Annotated in this window: 13 protein-coding genes; 6 read left to right on the plus strand and 7 right to left on the minus strand. The window is 70.8% G+C overall.

Going from position 1 to position 14719, the window contains the following annotated elements; genetic code table 11:
• Window positions 1-38: 38 nt before the first annotated feature.
• Together C1N81_RS44390 and C1N81_RS44395 are read right to left on the minus strand one after the other, a co-directional pair.
• Complete coding sequence (locus C1N81_RS44390; protein ID WP_394437655.1) at window positions 39-3356, minus strand: CHAT domain-containing protein; 3318 nt, start codon at window positions 3354-3356, stop codon at window positions 39-41.
• Window positions 3349-3855 carry a hypothetical protein gene (locus C1N81_RS44395; protein ID WP_394437657.1) on the minus strand — a complete coding sequence of 169 codons (507 nt, stop codon included), beginning with the start codon at window positions 3853-3855 and terminating at the stop codon, window positions 3349-3351. The genes C1N81_RS44390 and C1N81_RS44395 overlap by 8 nt, the downstream gene beginning before the upstream one ends.
• Before the next feature lie 360 nt (window positions 3856-4215).
• On the opposite strand from C1N81_RS44395, the gene C1N81_RS44400 reads away from it, so the two are divergent.
• On the plus strand, window positions 4216-4641 hold the full coding sequence (locus C1N81_RS44400) for a hypothetical protein (RefSeq protein WP_394437659.1): 426 nt from the start codon (window positions 4216-4218) through the stop codon (window positions 4639-4641).
• Between the two features lie 267 nt (window positions 4642-4908).
• On the opposite strand, the gene C1N81_RS44405 is transcribed toward C1N81_RS44400, so the two are convergent.
• A complete protein-coding gene (locus C1N81_RS44405) occupies window positions 4909-5673 on the minus strand; it encodes a hypothetical protein (RefSeq protein WP_394438588.1) in 765 nt (254 codons plus the stop codon).
• 179 nt (window positions 5674-5852) lie between these two features.
• Here C1N81_RS44405 and C1N81_RS44410 point away from each other — a divergent pair, with 179 nt between their 5' ends.
• Entirely contained in the window at window positions 5853-6233 is a 381-nt protein-coding gene (locus tag C1N81_RS44410) for a hypothetical protein (RefSeq protein ID WP_394437661.1), read from the plus strand.
• A gap of 18 nt (window positions 6234-6251) precedes the next feature.
• Here the strand turns inward: C1N81_RS44410 and C1N81_RS44415 are convergent, their stop codons facing one another.
• Window positions 6252-7046 carry a LolA-like protein gene (locus C1N81_RS44415; protein ID WP_394437663.1) on the minus strand — a complete coding sequence of 265 codons (795 nt, stop codon included), beginning with the start codon at window positions 7044-7046 and terminating at the stop codon, window positions 6252-6254.
• A 204-nt stretch (window positions 7047-7250) separates the two neighbouring features.
• On the opposite strand from C1N81_RS44415, the gene C1N81_RS44420 reads away from it, so the two are divergent.
• Window positions 7251-7613 (plus strand): hypothetical protein, encoded by a 363-nt coding sequence (locus tag C1N81_RS44420; protein WP_394437665.1) that lies wholly within the window; start codon window positions 7251-7253, stop codon window positions 7611-7613.
• A gap of 21 nt (window positions 7614-7634) precedes the next feature.
• Here the strand turns inward: C1N81_RS44420 and C1N81_RS44425 are convergent, their stop codons facing one another.
• From C1N81_RS44425 to C1N81_RS44435, 3 genes are all read right to left on the minus strand, one after another.
• Entirely contained in the window at window positions 7635-7799 is a 165-nt protein-coding gene (locus C1N81_RS44425; protein WP_394437667.1) for a hypothetical protein, read from the minus strand.
• 299 nt (window positions 7800-8098) lie between these two features.
• On the minus strand, window positions 8099-9151 hold the full coding sequence (locus tag C1N81_RS44430) for a glycoside hydrolase family 113 (protein ID WP_394437670.1): 1053 nt from the start codon (window positions 9149-9151) through the stop codon (window positions 8099-8101).
• Window positions 9148-10926: a DUF2334 domain-containing protein gene (locus tag C1N81_RS44435; RefSeq protein WP_394437672.1), complete on the minus strand. Its 1779-nt coding sequence runs from the start codon at window positions 10924-10926 to the stop codon at window positions 9148-9150. Before C1N81_RS44435 ends, C1N81_RS44430 begins: the two co-directional genes overlap by 4 nt.
• A gap of 539 nt (window positions 10927-11465) precedes the next feature.
• Between C1N81_RS44435 and C1N81_RS44440 the strand changes: the two genes are divergently transcribed.
• The 3 genes from C1N81_RS44440 (at window position 11466) to C1N81_RS44450 (ending at window position 14614) form a co-directional block, all read left to right on the plus strand.
• Window positions 11466-12665, plus strand: a complete 1200-nt coding sequence (locus C1N81_RS44440; RefSeq protein WP_394438590.1) for a glycosyltransferase family 2 protein — start codon at window positions 11466-11468, stop codon at window positions 12663-12665.
• Between the two features lie 75 nt (window positions 12666-12740).
• Window positions 12741-13904 (plus strand): non-hydrolyzing UDP-N-acetylglucosamine 2-epimerase, encoded by a 1164-nt coding sequence (gene wecB, locus C1N81_RS44445; RefSeq protein ID WP_394437674.1) that lies wholly within the window; start codon window positions 12741-12743, stop codon window positions 13902-13904.
• Window positions 13901-14614 (plus strand): family 16 glycoside hydrolase, encoded by a 714-nt coding sequence (locus C1N81_RS44450; protein ID WP_394437676.1) that lies wholly within the window; start codon window positions 13901-13903, stop codon window positions 14612-14614. The genes wecB and C1N81_RS44450 overlap by 4 nt, the downstream gene beginning before the upstream one ends.
• Window positions 14615-14719: the final 105 nt, after the last annotated feature.

Consider the following 14719-nt stretch of genomic DNA (forward strand, 5'->3'; position numbering starts at 1 on the left):
GCCCGTATGTCCTCGGCTCCCGACCGGCGGCTTGCGCATCACGGCCCGTAGTGCGTGAACGGAGCCCACACATACGGCTCCGGACGCGTGCGCCGCACCTCCTGCACGGCCCGGTGCAGCGCGACCGCGGGGTCGACGCCTCCCCGGGCCGCGGCCTGACGGTGGAACGCCGTCGCGACGGTCGCCGCGACCGAGTCGAGGACGGTCCACTGCGCGGCGACCACGTGCCGGAAGCCGGACGCGAGGAGCACCCCGGCGATGTGCGCCTGGTCGTCGGCCAGGGTGAGCTGGCCGGTGGCCGTGCTGCACGCGGAGAGGAACGCCAGCTCAGCGCGGCTCAGGTCCAGCGCCTCCAGGGCGTCCGCGCCGATCCCGCCGTGCTGCGCCTGGTCATGGGGGACGAGCTGGGCGCTCCCCGCGACCTGCACGTTCTGGTGGCCGTGTCCGGCGAAGTGGAACCAGGCGTGGCGGGGCAGCCGGGAGACGACGCGGTCCTTCGTGGCCTCCGGCCCGACCAGCGCCGTGCAGTCGGGGTGCAGCGAACGAAGGGCCTCCAGCTCGCTCTCCGCCTGCTGCAGAGCGGGCAGGCCAGGCGTGCGCGGCACCACGACCAGGGGATCGCCGGGCGGGGGCGGCGCGACGCCGGACCCCCGGCCGGCCGCCTCGCGCAGGGCGCGCAGGGTCGGCGTGTACGAGGAGACGACCCGGTCGGCGGCGCACTCCCCGTCCGCCCCGCCGTACCGGGAGGCGTACTCCCCGGCGGCGTGCAGCGGCATGAAGGACAGCATGCCCGTCGGGCACCACCAGATCCGCGGCGGCCCGGACGAGCCGCCGGACGGCAGCGCGTCGAGAGCGGGGCGGACCGTGGTATGCCACAGCCATCGCAGCGCACCGTTCACGGCGACCTGGGAGCCCTGGCGGCGCTCCTCCGGCGAGCACGCGGGATCGGCACCCCGCTGAACGCCCCAGACGAACGTGGCCGCCTGCTGGTTGACGACGTCGTGCGTCACCTCGGGCAGCGGCACCGCGGTGACCCGCCCGTCGCGGACCAGGAGCGCGTCGCAGCGGTAGCGGCTCACGTTGAGCATGGCGACGGTCCGTCCGGCGGTGCCAAGGTCCGGGTCGCGCGGCCGGGATCCGGGCACGAGCAGCCCGCGGCCCCGTTCGAGCAGGGCGACGGCGTCCACCGGGTCGCCCGCCGACAGCGCGCAGGCGGCCGCTTGCGAGGCGAGGCCGAAGAACGAGGCGACCCCGTGTTCACGCACCGCGCGTTCGCCTCCGGTGAGCGCGGCGGACAGCACGTCGATCCCGGTGGCGAAGGCGTCGCGGGCCGCCCGCCAGTGGCCCGCGTCGGCGTGCAGCCGGCCGAGCGCGACGGCCGCCGAGACCCGCTCCGCGCTCGTCGTCCCGCCGCCGCCCGCGATGAGGCCGCGCAGCAGCTCCATGGCCTCGCGCGGGGGAGCTCCGGCGCCCAGGGCGAGGCAGCGGGCGAGCGCCACGGTCACCGTGGCGTCGTGCCGCGGCCCCAGTGGCGATGCGCCCTCTGTGGCCTCCGTGACCCTCGCCGCCGCCCGCGCCGCGCTGCGCAGCAGCGGCTCGGCCTCCTGGAGGAGCGCGGGGTCACGGTCGGTGTCGTACAGATCGAGCAGCGCCGCCCCCAGGTTGTACGTGGCGTGCTGGAAGGCGCTCTGCGAAGGGGTGCCCGTCCGCAGCACCTCGCGATACAGGCCTGCCGCGCGGCGGGTGGCCTCGGGGTCGCGCTGGCTCCTGCGGCGGATCACCGCCGCGAGGTTGTTGAGCGCCATGGACCGGTCCGGTCCGGGCCGGCAGGCGTCCACGGCCAGCTGGGCCGTCTCCTCGGCCTCGTCGAACGCGGCCCGGCGCTCCGTGCTGCCCACGAGCGTCGTCGCCCACAGCATCAGGGCGTGACCGAGGTGCAGGAGCGCCAGCCCGCGGGAGCGGCTGCCCGGCAGGCACAGCTCTTCGGCGCGCTGGAGCTCCCGCACGGCGACGGCCAGTGCGCGCGGGTCGCCGTCCACCTCGTAGCACCGCACCAGGATGCGGGCGAGCGTGTCGAGCATCGGCGGGGCCGCGGTGTCCCCGCGTGTGAGGGACTGGACGGAGAGCAGCGCGTTCTCCCGAGCGGCGCGCAGCAAGTCCCCGTCCCCGGTGCGCAGATGGTGCTCGAACTGCGCGTCCGCGAGGTCGCTGAGGTGCACGGCGCGCATGGCGTGGCCCGGCGGCAGCGATCCGGCGGCGCGCGTCAGCGCCTCCTCGGCGCGCATGAACACGGACGGGTCACCGGTGCGCTGGCCCAGCAGGAACAGCACCCGGCCGTGCCGTCCCAGAACGGTGTGGCGCTCGCCCTCGTCGGGAAGGAACGCGACGGCTTCCTCCGCCGACGCCAGCGCCGCCCGCAGCACCGCGAGGTCGTGGCTGGACACGTAGTGGTCGGACAGGACACGGGCGACCGTCGCGTGGACGAACGGCGCCGAGGGGCTTCCCGGGCGCAGCCGCCGCACGGCTTCCCTGCACAGGCCCACGGCCTCGTCCATCGAGACCGCCGAGGGCTCGGCACCGAAGCGGGTGCAGAGAATGTCCGCCTGCTGCGCGAGCAGCCGGGGGTAGTGGGCGTGTGCGGCGCTGATGCTGCGCAGCGCCTGGGCACCGGCCTCGGACGCCTCGCTCAGCTTGCGGGTGTCGCCGGTCGCCTCGAAGTGGTCGAGGAGGGTGACACACAGGTTGTACGCGGGCAGATGGGCCAGGACGTCGCGGGGCGGCACCATGCCGACCGCGCCGCGCAGGCACTCCGCGGCGCGCTCCAGGCGCCAGATCTCTCCCGGGTCGTACGGGTGGCGGCGGCGCAGGATCCTGCCCAGCAGATCGAGCAGGCTGTGCTCCCGGCCGTGCTCCGCGGCCGTGGGCCGGAAAGCGTCCAGAGCGTCGAGCCACCGGTCGAGCGCCTGCGCGTCGTGCGCCGCGTCGGCGGCCTCCATCCCGTTCTCCGCGTCGGCGAGCAGTTGCTCCAGCCGACCGGCCGGGGCGTCCTCGGGCAGCGAGGCCATCCGCAGCAGCGCCGCCACGTGCGGGGGCACCTCGTCGGGCAGCGCGCGCACGATCTTGCCGAACAGCTGGTACGCCAACTGCGCGTCGGAGCCGCCGAGATCGTCCAGCGCCATCGCCCGGTACTGGTAGAGCCACGCCGCCGCGGCCACCGATTCGGCGGTGGGCCGCTCCACCGCACGGGCCGCGTCCCGCTCGGCCGCGGGATCCAGGACCGCCGAGGCGTCCCCGGCCCGGAACCCCTCCAGCCGCGCCCGTACGGCGTCGAGCGCCCCGCCGACCGGCTCAGTCATCGTCTTCCCACATCCCGAAGGGCAGGTCGGGGCCGTAGCGCCACAGGCGGCTGCTGGGCGCGGTCAGGTCGCCGTGCAGGCGGGGTATCCATTCGCGCAGCGGGTCGTGGGCCCGGACGTGCCAGTCCCACAGGAAATCGATCATGTCGTCGGGGACCCGTTCGAGTGCCTGCTCCGGTCCGCCGCCGCCGCGAAAACGCCGGCTGAAGCGTGCTTCGGCCGCCACGTCGCCGGACTGGTGGAACCAGCCGTAGGCGTTGACGCTGATCATCTGGGAGACGTATTCGCAAAGCGCCAGAAGGTTCTGCGAAGTGGCCTCCTTGCCGACCCCGAACAGAACTCCGTGGAAGAAGTCGGGGAAAAGAGGCGGAATATCGCGCGGTTCCCCATCCCGGGGCTGTGCTCCGCCGGACGGCCTCGGAGCAGGCGCGTCCTCGTTCTCCCGCGCGGCACGGATCGCGAAGATGCCGAACCCCGCTATCCCGAGCAGGACGAGCACGATGAAGAAAGACATGCCGGATCCCCCGTCCCGCATCCGCCCCAAGGCGGTCCCGAGCCCCTCACTATGACGGAGCGCGGCATTGATCGCGTGAGTTTCCTGCCAATTCCCGCGGCCCTCGGCTGTGCACGGTGTTCAACGAGTACCTGACGCAGGGGCGCGAATCCGACCCGCAGCCTGTCAGGGCTGAGTCGCGCACGCGTGGCGTGTGATCCATCCATTCCAGCCTGCTCGGCGCCAGAAGCCTGTCTATGAGGCAGGGGCCGACAGCCGTAACTCGCAATGACGACTGCCCTGAGCAAGCAGCCGCTTGGATCTGAGTAGCCGTACTCAGGCGGGCTGCTGACCTTCTACCAGAGCATGGCGAAGGTGAAGTCACTAGCGGACCTTGGGCTGGCTGCGCTGCTGCCGGTGCTCGAAGCGGTGGCACTGGTGGGCTTCTGGTTCACTGAAGCCATGAAGCAGTGGGCCGCCCAGGGGCAGTGGGTACCCGATCCGACGGGCCGGTACTTGCTCGTGCTGAGTACGGGATCGGCGAGTGCGGCAGCGATCGCCTACGGCATGGCCTTGGTCAATCTCCCTGCGGCCTCCATCGCCCAGGCCGTCATGGCCACCCTGCTCGCGCTGCTGCTGTTCACGGTCGCAGCCAGCGCATGCTGCATCCGACTCAGGCGAGAGCGACGACGGCGCCGCCTTCGCCAGGAACGGCTGCGCTGGCACGCCTCCCAGCGCGACGGCAGCACGCCTGCGTCAGCATCGGTCCGCCGCCGGCCGTGGCGGCTGTGATCATGAACCACGATGACCGACCTACGCCCTCTACACGCGCAGCGATGGTCCCAAGAGGCATGACAGGACTGGCGAGGACCGGGGCCGGACAACTGCTCGCGGTGGTCTTGCGTCCGGTGCCAGTGGGCAAGGCCGGCTCCAGCGGCAGCTCCGACATGAGGTGCCCTCCGCAGTGGCCGCGTACGGTCTGCGGCCCCCTCCCGCCCCCGCCCGGTCGACGGGAGCGACCCGTCGCCGAGCGGATGCGGGAGGTAGCCTGGGGCGGTCTCACCTCACTACGACGTTGTCCCCGGTCGAGGTCGACGGTCCGGTGGTCGTGTTGCCGTAGTACTGCCAGCGCCAGGTACCGGTCTTGGAAGCTTTCACGGTCGTCCTCAGACTGCCCGTGCTGTTCGCGCGCACCTGCTTCACTGTGGTGTAGGACGCGCTGCCGGAGGGCTTGAACTGCCGGTTCACCAGGCGATCCGCGTAGGAGACGTACTTCCGCTTCTGCCAGTCGGCCCGCGTGACCTTTCCGGTGACGGTGATGGTCCTGCCCTTCGTCACCGGTTCGGGCGACGCGTTCACGCTCAGGCGGGAATTGCGCTTGACGTAGACGGTGAGGTTCTCGTCGTCGGTGTCACCGCCGCCGCCCGGGAAGTACACCTCGGCCGCGACCTTCCAGGCCCCGGCCTCACTGTTGTGCATCTCCCACTCGCTCGGATCGAAGTACATCGTCTCGCGGTAGTCGCAGACGCTCGAGCTCACCCGGATGCAGTCGCTCGTGTCGATGGCGTGCCACAGCTGCTCACCCGTGTTGCCGCGATACAGGAACACCGCCGGCCACTTGTACTTGTGCGTAGTCGTCACCCGGAAGGAGGTGGGTGCCGCGACCTCCGCCGACACCCCGATCACGATCGGCTTGCCGTCGTTCACCTTGACACGGGTGAACGAGACTCCGCCCTCGGCCGCATGGGCGGGCAGCGCGGCCGCGCCCATGAACAGAGCCGCCGCGCCTCCGGCCACGACGGCTCTCCAGACCTTTTTCCCCACCTGATCCCCGATCTCTGTCTCGACGTACGCCGAAGGTTCGTCCTCCGGCGCCTCCCAGACATGCGGGACCCCTACGAGGTTGTACCTTCGTGGATCACGATCGGGCATCGGACGATCTTCGCTGCGCGTCCCTACTCCGCAAGATGGCCGCAACATGGCCGCCTTGGGAGAATGGTCCTATGGCTTCCCTTCCCCTCGACCCGCGCCCGCTGCACGCCGACGAGCGTGCAGTGCTCGAACACATCCTCTCGGCGGAGTTCGCAGGGGCGGCGCAACTGCGGAGCCAGCTGGACCGAACCGAGGTGATCGCAGCCTGGGGGCCCGGCTCGGTCAGCGTTGACCTGCGGGTCCGGGAGCCGTGCGCACATGCGGCACTGGCGGGAAGCCTCGTACCGGTGAGCGCACCCGTGCACGGCCCGTCGGACGCGTACCTTGGCGAGATCCTCGTGTGGACGCAGCACGGCGCGACGCTCGTCGCCCTGGAGTTCGCCTGGATCACCGACGACATGCCCAGGTCCCTTCCGGCCGTCGTGGACGGTCGGCTCAGCTGGACAGCCTGACCGAGGGGCCGGCCCCTCCTAGCCCAGCATCGGCCCCTCGTACGAGGGCACCATCACCGTCTCGGAGGCGCTCGGCCTCGCCGCCTCGACGCGGCGGCCGTGGTCGGACAACGTCAGCGTGACCGTCATGCCCAGTCCGGCCATGTTCATCGTGGTGCGGGTCTGCGCGATCCGGCCCGCGTCATCGACCCAGGCGTCGGCGAACACGATGACCTGGCTGCCCGTGTACTCCACGATCTGGTCGTACTTGTCATGGATCTTCGGTGTGGTGCGCCGGACGAGCGCGGCGCGGTCGAGGATGCCGCGGTAGTGCGTCGTGCGGGCGCCGTCGACCCGCTCCGAGCCGACCTCGGTCGTCTTACGCATGGTCGCGATCTGTTGCAGCACGAACTCGGGATCGTTGAGCGGAGCGCGCAGGAGGGCGTGCGCCTTCGCGGTCGAACGAGAGGTGGCGCCCCACGTCTCGGACGCGAGGTCCTCGGTGCCGCGGACGTACACGGTGTCGCCGTCGAAGATCTCGTCGATGCTGCCGGTGGGGCCGCCGGGCATGCGTACGCGCAGGTCGCCCCGGTCGGCGGCCAGGTCGAAGCCGCCCGTGACGTGGATGCGGTAGGTGGTGCCCCGACCGTCGGCGACCTCGACCTTTTGATGGGTGTACGCGGAGGTGGTGCGGGTCGCTCGCACCGCGGATCGCACGACGGCTGTCGCCTCGGCGGCGGAGGAGGCCGAGGACTTCGCCGCCGGCGGGGCGGCATCGGTCGAACTGGTCGCACAGCCCGCGCACAGCAGGACGGCGGCCGTCAGCGAGGTCACGGTGAATGCAGGAGCGGCGCGCAAGAAGACTCCGGTCGACGTCCGGCCGGATACGGTGTGCGGCCTGTGAGAGATATGTGTGCCTAGCACCTTACCCGGAAGGGGCAGGGGACCTCCGGGCGGGCATCAGGCGCTGGTCCTCGGTCAGGTGGTCGGGGCGGCTCATCAGCCGCTGGGAGACGGCGACGGCGACGCGTGCCAGGAATGGAGGAGACAGGCCGGCGCCAACGCCATCCCCTGCTCCAGCAGCCGGAACAACTCCCGGCCGGTCTGCCTGCGCCGCAGCGCGACGGCCAGGCCGGGTATCCGGTGATGCGCAACCGGCGCGGCGCCTCCTGGTCGCTGGAATCTGCCACCCTCCATCTGTCCGAACAGGACCGCCTGGCACTCGTGTTGTGCCTGAGCCATCAGCAGACCGCCGAACTCCATACGACCGACATGCTGGCCGCCCTGCGAGTTCTGGGCACCGACAGCTGCGGCACGGAGATGACCGCCGACGGACACCCCGTGTGGGCCCTGGTGCCGCTATGGGTCGCCGCTCCCGGGACCGGCGGACGTACGGCCTAGGCGTATTGATCACGAGCGTTGTCAACGCTGGCTGGGCTTGATCATGACGAAGACCTCCGGTGTGGTGGAGCTGTTCAGGACTGCACCACACCGGAGGTCTTCGTGTCCCACTGTGATGCCCGGCTGGCCGTTCAGGGCAGGCGGCTGTTCATCGAGCGTGTCCGTGCCGGCCACCTCGTCGCGCATGGTGCGGCCGCATAGGCCGTGACGCGTGAGATTCCATGTCGCGGGCCGTGATCGGCGGGCGTGAGCGGTGGTTCAGCCTGGTCCACTTCTCGCACCCGGAGACCGATCGGGTCTCGGCGGTTCGTGACCAGTGCGCACCGGAGGCTGGCAGCGTCCTCGCTCGCCAGGTGTGCCGCGCGTTCGGTCGCGGGGGAGGGGTGAGCGCCCTCACGTACCCGGAGGGCAATGAGACGGGGCGCACGCGTCATAACTGAGGCGCGCCTCCGCTCCGCGGTGAGCGTGTGCGGGGGTACCGGTCCTCAGCCCGTCCACTTCTCACGCAGCACCTTCTCCGCGGGTTTGCCGCGCGGGCTGTAGGCGAGCCGCTCCGGGGTCTCGCCGCTGTCCGGCCAGTCGTCCCACATCCACCAGCACACCCCGGCCCACCAGCGCCTGTCGGCGAAGGTCTCGAGCAGCGCCCGGTAGGCGGCGGCCTGTTCGGCGGGGGCCGGGACCCGGCTGACCGTCCAGGAGTACGGGGCCGTTGTGGCACCTCGCTGGCTGACGTATCCCGCCTCAGTGAACAGGATGCGCCGGCCCTGCTCGTGCGCGTAGGCAGCGAGTTCCGCACGGATCGGTGCCCAGGCGCGGCGCAGCCGGGCGACGGAGCGGGTGGGCCGGTCCGACAGGGGCCAGTAGGCGTCGATGCCGATGAGGTCGAGATCCTGCCAGAAGTGGATCTTCTGGTACTCGTCGTAGTTGGCGGCGTAGGTGAGCGGCCCGTGGTAGCGGTCGCGGACGGCGTCGACGACGGCCCGCCAGGCGGTGCGGTCGCCGGAGACTCCGGCGAGTTCGGTGCCCACCGCGAACTGCTCGGCCCGGGTCGCCGTGGCCAGTTCCGCGTAGTGGCTGATGAAGTGCCGGTAGGCGGCGAACCAGGCGCGGCGGTCGCGCGGGCGGATCCCCGCGCGGTCCCCGCCGTCGGCCAGGTCGACGTGCGGCTTGAGCATCACTTTGAGGCCGAGGGTGTGGGCCCGGCGTGTGATGTGCCGCAGGCTGGCATCGCTCGCGCTCTCCTCGGTGGGGCGCATGACGGTGTCGGTGCGGCTGTGCTGGTACCAGGTCGGGGTGAGGGTGATCCAGCGGGCGCCGGTGGCGCGGATGCCGCGCAGGTAGCGGTCGGCGGCCGGGCTGTCGTAATCGCTGCGGTACCAGGAGGGCAGGGTGATGCCGCGCAGGGTGGCGTCGCTCCCGGCGCCGTGGGGCTGCTCGGCGGCGTCGGGCCGCGGGCCGCCGTCGGGCGTGCAGGCGGCCGCGGCGAGCAGGGCCGCCGCGATGGCGACGGCCCACCTCCTCGTGGCGAGGCTCGTCACAGGCTCGTCGGGCCGACGAAGGTGTAGCCCAGGGCCTTGATGCCGTCGATGGTCTCCTTCAGGGGCTGGGTCGGGTAGTACGGGTGGTAGAAGAAGCTGGCGACCCCGTCGCGGACGGCCAGGTTGGACTTGGCCGCGGCGATCAGGTCGGCGGGCAGGCGCGGCGGATGGTTGTTGTACGGGTCCGGCTCGTAGTTGCCGATGTTCTCGGGCAGCACCTTGGTGCCGTACACGTCCTTCACCACGTAGGGGAAGAACTGCCCGATGAAGACGTTGGGTCCGGCGGAGGTGCCGCCGATGGTGCCGGAGAAGTACAGCGAACGCTCCAGGCGCGCGGCGTAGTTGGCGCCGAAGACCTTGTAGTCGGCGGCGGAGCCCGCGTAGTGCGGGGTGGTCCACAGGGTCGGCTTCGGCAGGCCGGCGGCGGTGAACTCGGCCAGCGCGCTGGTCACCCGCCCCTGCGCCCAGGCGGTGGAGTCCTCGGCGATCGGGCCGTCGTACACCACGTTGTTCGCCGCGTCGATGTGCGCGCGGTAGAACTCGAAGTCGTCACCGGTGACGCCGTTGTAGGGGTTGGCCACGGTGCCGTACTGGTGCGTGTAGCCGTGGTTCATCAGGACCGCGCCCCGCGCCAGCATGTATTGCAGGGCGCTGACGACCTCGGGCCGCTGCGCGAGCGTGATCGTCTGCGCGACACCGTTGTTGTAGGTGCCGTACGGGTCCTTGTAGACCGGGATCACGTTGATGCCGTACGGGATGTTCTGCGCGGACAAGGAGTCGGCCATCGACCGCAGTTGGGCCGGGTCCGAGGCCGGGCTGATGTCCTCCAGGCGCAGCAGCGCGCGGTGCCGTTCGGCGGTGGTGGGGGCGAGGGCGTCGAAGAGCACATCCTCGACGGCGATGACGCGGTCGGTCTCGGAGACGTAGGCGAACGGGATCTCGCCGACGTAGGTGAGGTTGGAGGACCGGATCGCCCAGCCGAAGGTGTGGCCGTTGGAGCTGTCGAGGCCCTGGGCGAGCGTGGTGACCGCGGGGTAGCCGGGGCCGGTGAGGATGTTGGGGCGCAGCACGCCACCGTCCTGGCCCGCCGGGATCTTCCGGGTCAAAGCCTGATTCCGGTACGTCACCTGTGTCACGGTTCCGACGGAACCGCCGTCCTCGTAGTACGACGTCGTCGGATCCCAGCCGTACTTCTGCGTGAACTGCGCTACGCCGAGCGAGTTGGCCATGTTCCAGATGTTGGCGCCCATCCAGAGCACGGGTGTGGTCGTGGTGGAGACGTCCTGGTAGAAGGCGGCCGGGATCGCGTCGGGGGTGGAGCAGCAGTAGTACGTGGAGCCGATGTAGATCACCGCGGTGTAGGTCGCGGCCTGGCCCGCGGTGTACTGCGTGACCGGCTTGGCGGTGACGTCGCCGAAGTGACCTGCGAGGTTGGCGGCGGCCATGGCGTACAGCTCGCCGAGGTGGCCGTAGGCGCCTGCCGTGTCGTACAGCACGAGCGTGGTCGGGGTGGCGTCGGGGGCGGCGAGCGCGGCGGGAAGCGCCTTGGCCACGGGGCCGGCCGTGGCTGCGGTGGCCGTGGTCGTCGTGTGCGGCTTCTTCTTGCGTGCTTTGTCGGCTTTGACCTGCGCCTTCGCCCAGCCCTTGAGGTCGACGCCGCTGAGCCCGGACCGGTTGCCGACGGTCTCGTGCCCGTGGCGCCTGCCGCCGTCGGCGGTGGCTCCCGCGGCCATGAAGGTGCCGCTCAGCAGTGCGGCGACGAGCAGTAAGAGCAAAGAGAGCTTCGAAGTCGATCGTCTGCGGCGGCGTAACACTGGTCTCACTATTCTTCCCCTCCACTCCGCCATCAACGGCAAAGGTTTTCACGGTCAGGAATTCAGTGATTCTTGTGAGCGATCAAGAAAGCTGTCAAGGGGGTAACGGCGTATTGCGGGGGGCGTTTGACGCACGCCGCCGGGAGCCGGTTCCGCTTTTCTGATCCCTGCTTGAGAACGGCCGAAGGTCTGCTACGTTCCTTTCGCGTGCGGGGGACGCGCAGTGAAATATGGGGGGAAAATGTACGGACGACCCGCCCTGGGGGCAGTGCTGCCCTTGGCAGGGGCGACAGTGGCGCCGGAGGCACTACCAGGGCTTCCTCTGGCCAGGGCGTTGCAGGCCACGGCCGGGGCCGGTTTCCTTCTTTATTGTCTTCTGGCCGGTCTGATATTGCTCGCCCGGATACGCCTGCGCCGCCCTGTCCGGCCACCGCGGGCCCCGTCCGGGAGCGGCCATGATCAATGACCTGCTGCTCTGGTCCAGCGTCACGCTGATCGTGATGGCGGGCTGCTACAACACAACTCTATTCACTCTTTCGCGACGTAGAAACCGACCTTCCGAAAACGAGCGGCGAGAGCGGTTCTACGTATTCCTGCTGGCCTGCCTGAACGAAGAGAAAGTGCTGGCGGAAAGCCTGGCCCGTATCACATCCCTGCCCGCCCGGAATTTCATGGCCCTGGTCATCGACGACGGGTCCGACGACCGCACCTCCGACATAGCCCTGGCCGCCCACCCGGCCCTGGTCCACCTGCACCGGCGCAACCCGCCGAACGCGCGCAGGGGCAAGGGCGCCGCCCTCAACGACGGCGTGCGCCATCTCCGGGAGTCCGGGCTGCTCGCCCGGCACGCCGCCGAGGACGTGGTGGTCTGTGTGGTCGACGCGGACGGCCGGCTCGATCCGCACGTCGTGCAGGCGGTCGACCCGTGCTTCGACGACCCGCGCACCGGAGCGGTCCAGGTCTGCGTCCGTATGTACAACCGGCAGCTGGGGCTCCTCGCCCGCATGCAGGACATGGAGTTCGTCGTCTACGGCGACGTCTTCCAAAGCGCCCGCCGCTTCATCGGCAGCGTCGGCATGGGTGGCAACGGCCAGTTCATGCGGCTCGCCGCGCTCGACACATTGGACGGCGACGGCCCGTGGAGCGACAGCCTCACCGAGGATCTCGACCTGGGCATCCGGCTGATCGCCAAGGGCTGGACCAACCAGCACTGCACCGCCGCCGCCGTCTCCCAGCAGGCCGTTCTCAGCCTGCGGCGCCTGATCCGCCAGCGATCCCGGTGGTTCCAGGGGCACTTGCAGTCGGCCGGCCTCGTGCCGCTCGTCCTGCGGTCCGTGCCGCTACGGGCGGCCCTCGATCTGCTGTACCACCTCTCCAGCCCGGTGCTCATCCTGCTCACCTCGCTGCTGCCGCTGTCCTTCCTCGTCGCCCTTGCCGCCATCACCGTGGCCTCGCTCCGCGTCGGGCACCCGCTCGCCTCGCCCATGTGGCTGATCGGCCCGTACGTGCTGTCGTTCACCGCCGCGTACGCGTACGGCTTCGTGTACGCCAAGCGTGAGCGCGGCCTCGGGCTCGTCCGCTCCGTTCTCATCGCCCACGTCTTCATCTTCTACGGATACATCTGGTTCGCGGCCGGCTGGTGGGGTTTCTGCCGCATGCTGACCGGCCGGCGGACCTGGCTGAAGACCGCGCGCACCTGAGCAGCCGCCTCACGCCTCTTCTCACCCTCACGCGGTCGCCCGCGCGGCGATCGCGACTGCCCAAGGGGGGCTCGTATGTCCACTGACCCGTCAGCCGTGCCCTTACGCGCCGTGCTCGTGCTCGGCACCCGGCCGGAAGCCATCAAACTGGCGCCGGTGGCACGGGAGATGACGGCGGGCACCCAGTTCCTGCCGATCGTCGTCACCACCGGTCAGCACCGCGAGATGCTCCATCAGATGCTCGGCATGCTGGGCCTCGACAGCCGCGTCGCGCTCGACGTCATGCGCAGTCGGCAGCGGCTCTCCGACCTCACCGCCCGCCTCGTCCGTGAACTGGGCCGGGCCCTGCGTGAACAGCGGCCCGATCTGGTCCTGGTGCAGGGGGACACCACGACCGCCCTCGCCGGGGCCCTTGCCGCTTTCTACGAGAAGATCCCGGTCGCCCACGTCGAGGCCGGTCTGCGCACCGGCGTGATCGACAATCCGTTCCCGGAAGAGCTCAACCGCAGCCTCATCGGCCGCATCGCCCGCTGGCACTTCGCCCCGACGGCGGCCGCGGCCCGGCACCTGACCGACGAAGGGGTCCCCGCGGAGCGGGTGTTCATCACCGGCAACACGGTCATCGACAATCTGCTGTGGGTGCTCGCCGAGGGCACCGGCGTCTCCGCGTTCCGCACCGGTGCCCGCCGGATCCTGGTCACCCTGCACCGCCGCGAGAACCAGGGCGAGCGGATGCGCGACATGGGCCGGGCGCTGACCCGCCTCGCCGGGCGCGGCGACGTGGAGATCGTGCTGCCGCTGCACAAGAGCCCGGCCGTGCGCGACGCCCTGCTGCCCGTGCTGGCGGGCCGTCCGGGCATCGCGCTCATCGAACCACTCGCCTACCTCGACTTCGCCGCGACGCTCGCCGACTGCGACCTCGTCCTGACCGACTCCGGGGGCATCCAGGAAGAAGCGCCCAGCTTGCACAAGCCGACGCTGGTGCTGCGCACCACCACCGAGCGGCCCGAGGCGGTCGCGGCCGGCGCGGCGCGGCTCATCGGAACCTCCCCCGAGTCCCTGGTGACCTGGGCCGAGAGGCTGCTCGACGATCCGGCGGAGTACAACAGGATGGCGCACGCGGTCAATCCGTTCGGTGACGGCAAAGCGGCCGTCCGCATCCTCGGCCGCCTCGCCGAGGATTTGGCCGCCGCCGTACCCGTCGGGCGCACCACACCGAAGCCATACTCGACCGCATGACGCCGTTGCCCCCGCGCACCCGTCCCCGGATTCCGCCGCTGCCGCGGGAGCGGCGGCGGCGCCTGTTCACCGGCCTCGCCCTGACCGTCGCACTGACCGCGGCCCTCGCGGTCGGCCTCGCCCGGTGCGGGGACGGGGAGTCCGAGCCGCCGCCGGCACCATGGAAGGACGGCTCCACGCACGGCCGTTGGCTCTCCGTCTTCAACGGCCACGGCACGAACGTCGGCGACGAGGACTTTCTCTCGCTCTCCCCGATGCCGGCCGAGGATCCCGGCACCACGCACGCGGGCCTCGTCGTCAGCACCGCCTCGTACACGGACGTGCGTCTCGAGGCGCGGATGCGGACCGAGAGGCAACTGCGCCGCCCCGCGCCCAATCCCTGGGAAGTGCCCTGGCTGCTCTGGGCGTACACCGACCCGGAGCACTTCTACTACATCACCCTGAAGCCGAACGGCTGGGAGCTCGGCAAACGCGACCCCGCCTACCCGGGCGGCCAGCGCTTCCTGGCCACGGGCCATGGGGAGTTCCCGCTGGGTGAGTGGACCGAGGCGCGGGTGGAACAGCACGGCGCGACCATGTCGGTCGCTGTGGACGGCACACCTCTGGTGACGTACACGGACCGGGAGAGGCCCTACCGCACCGGTCGGGTCGGCGCGTACACGGAGGACGCGGCGGTGCGATTCGAGAAGCTCCAGGCGAGTTCGGGCTGACGGCACCTCGCCTACAGGTATGGCCCGACAGGTATGACCCGACAGGTATGACCCGACAGGTATGGCCAGGACGGGGCATGCGGGGAAGGCTGATGCATCCGGCCC

The sequence above is a fragment of the Streptomyces sp. SGAir0957 genome (genome assembly GCF_043523415.1).

Bases quoted from the DNA above. Each gene is read 5' to 3' on its own strand.
- C1N81_RS44390 (WP_394437655.1), bottom strand. From the start codon at position 3,356: ATGACTGAGCCGGTCGGCGGGGCGCTCGACGCCGTACGGGCGCGGCTG.
- C1N81_RS44400 (WP_394437659.1), top strand. From the start codon at position 4,216: ATGGCGAAGGTGAAGTCACTAGCGGACCTTGGGCTGGCTGCGCTGCTG.
- C1N81_RS44410 (WP_394437661.1), top strand. From the start codon at position 5,853: ATGGCTTCCCTTCCCCTCGACCCGCGCCCGCTGCACGCCGACGAGCGT.
- C1N81_RS44420 (WP_394437665.1), top strand. From the start codon at position 7,251: ATGGAGGAGACAGGCCGGCGCCAACGCCATCCCCTGCTCCAGCAGCCG.
- C1N81_RS44425 (WP_394437667.1), bottom strand. From the start codon at position 7,799: ATGCGCGACGAGGTGGCCGGCACGGACACGCTCGATGAACAGCCGCCT.
- C1N81_RS44440 (WP_394438590.1), top strand. From the start codon at position 11,466: ATGGCGGGCTGCTACAACACAACTCTATTCACTCTTTCGCGACGTAGA.
- wecB (WP_394437674.1), top strand. From the start codon at position 12,741: ATGTCCACTGACCCGTCAGCCGTGCCCTTACGCGCCGTGCTCGTGCTC.
- C1N81_RS44450 (WP_394437676.1), top strand. From the start codon at position 13,901: ATGACGCCGTTGCCCCCGCGCACCCGTCCCCGGATTCCGCCGCTGCCG.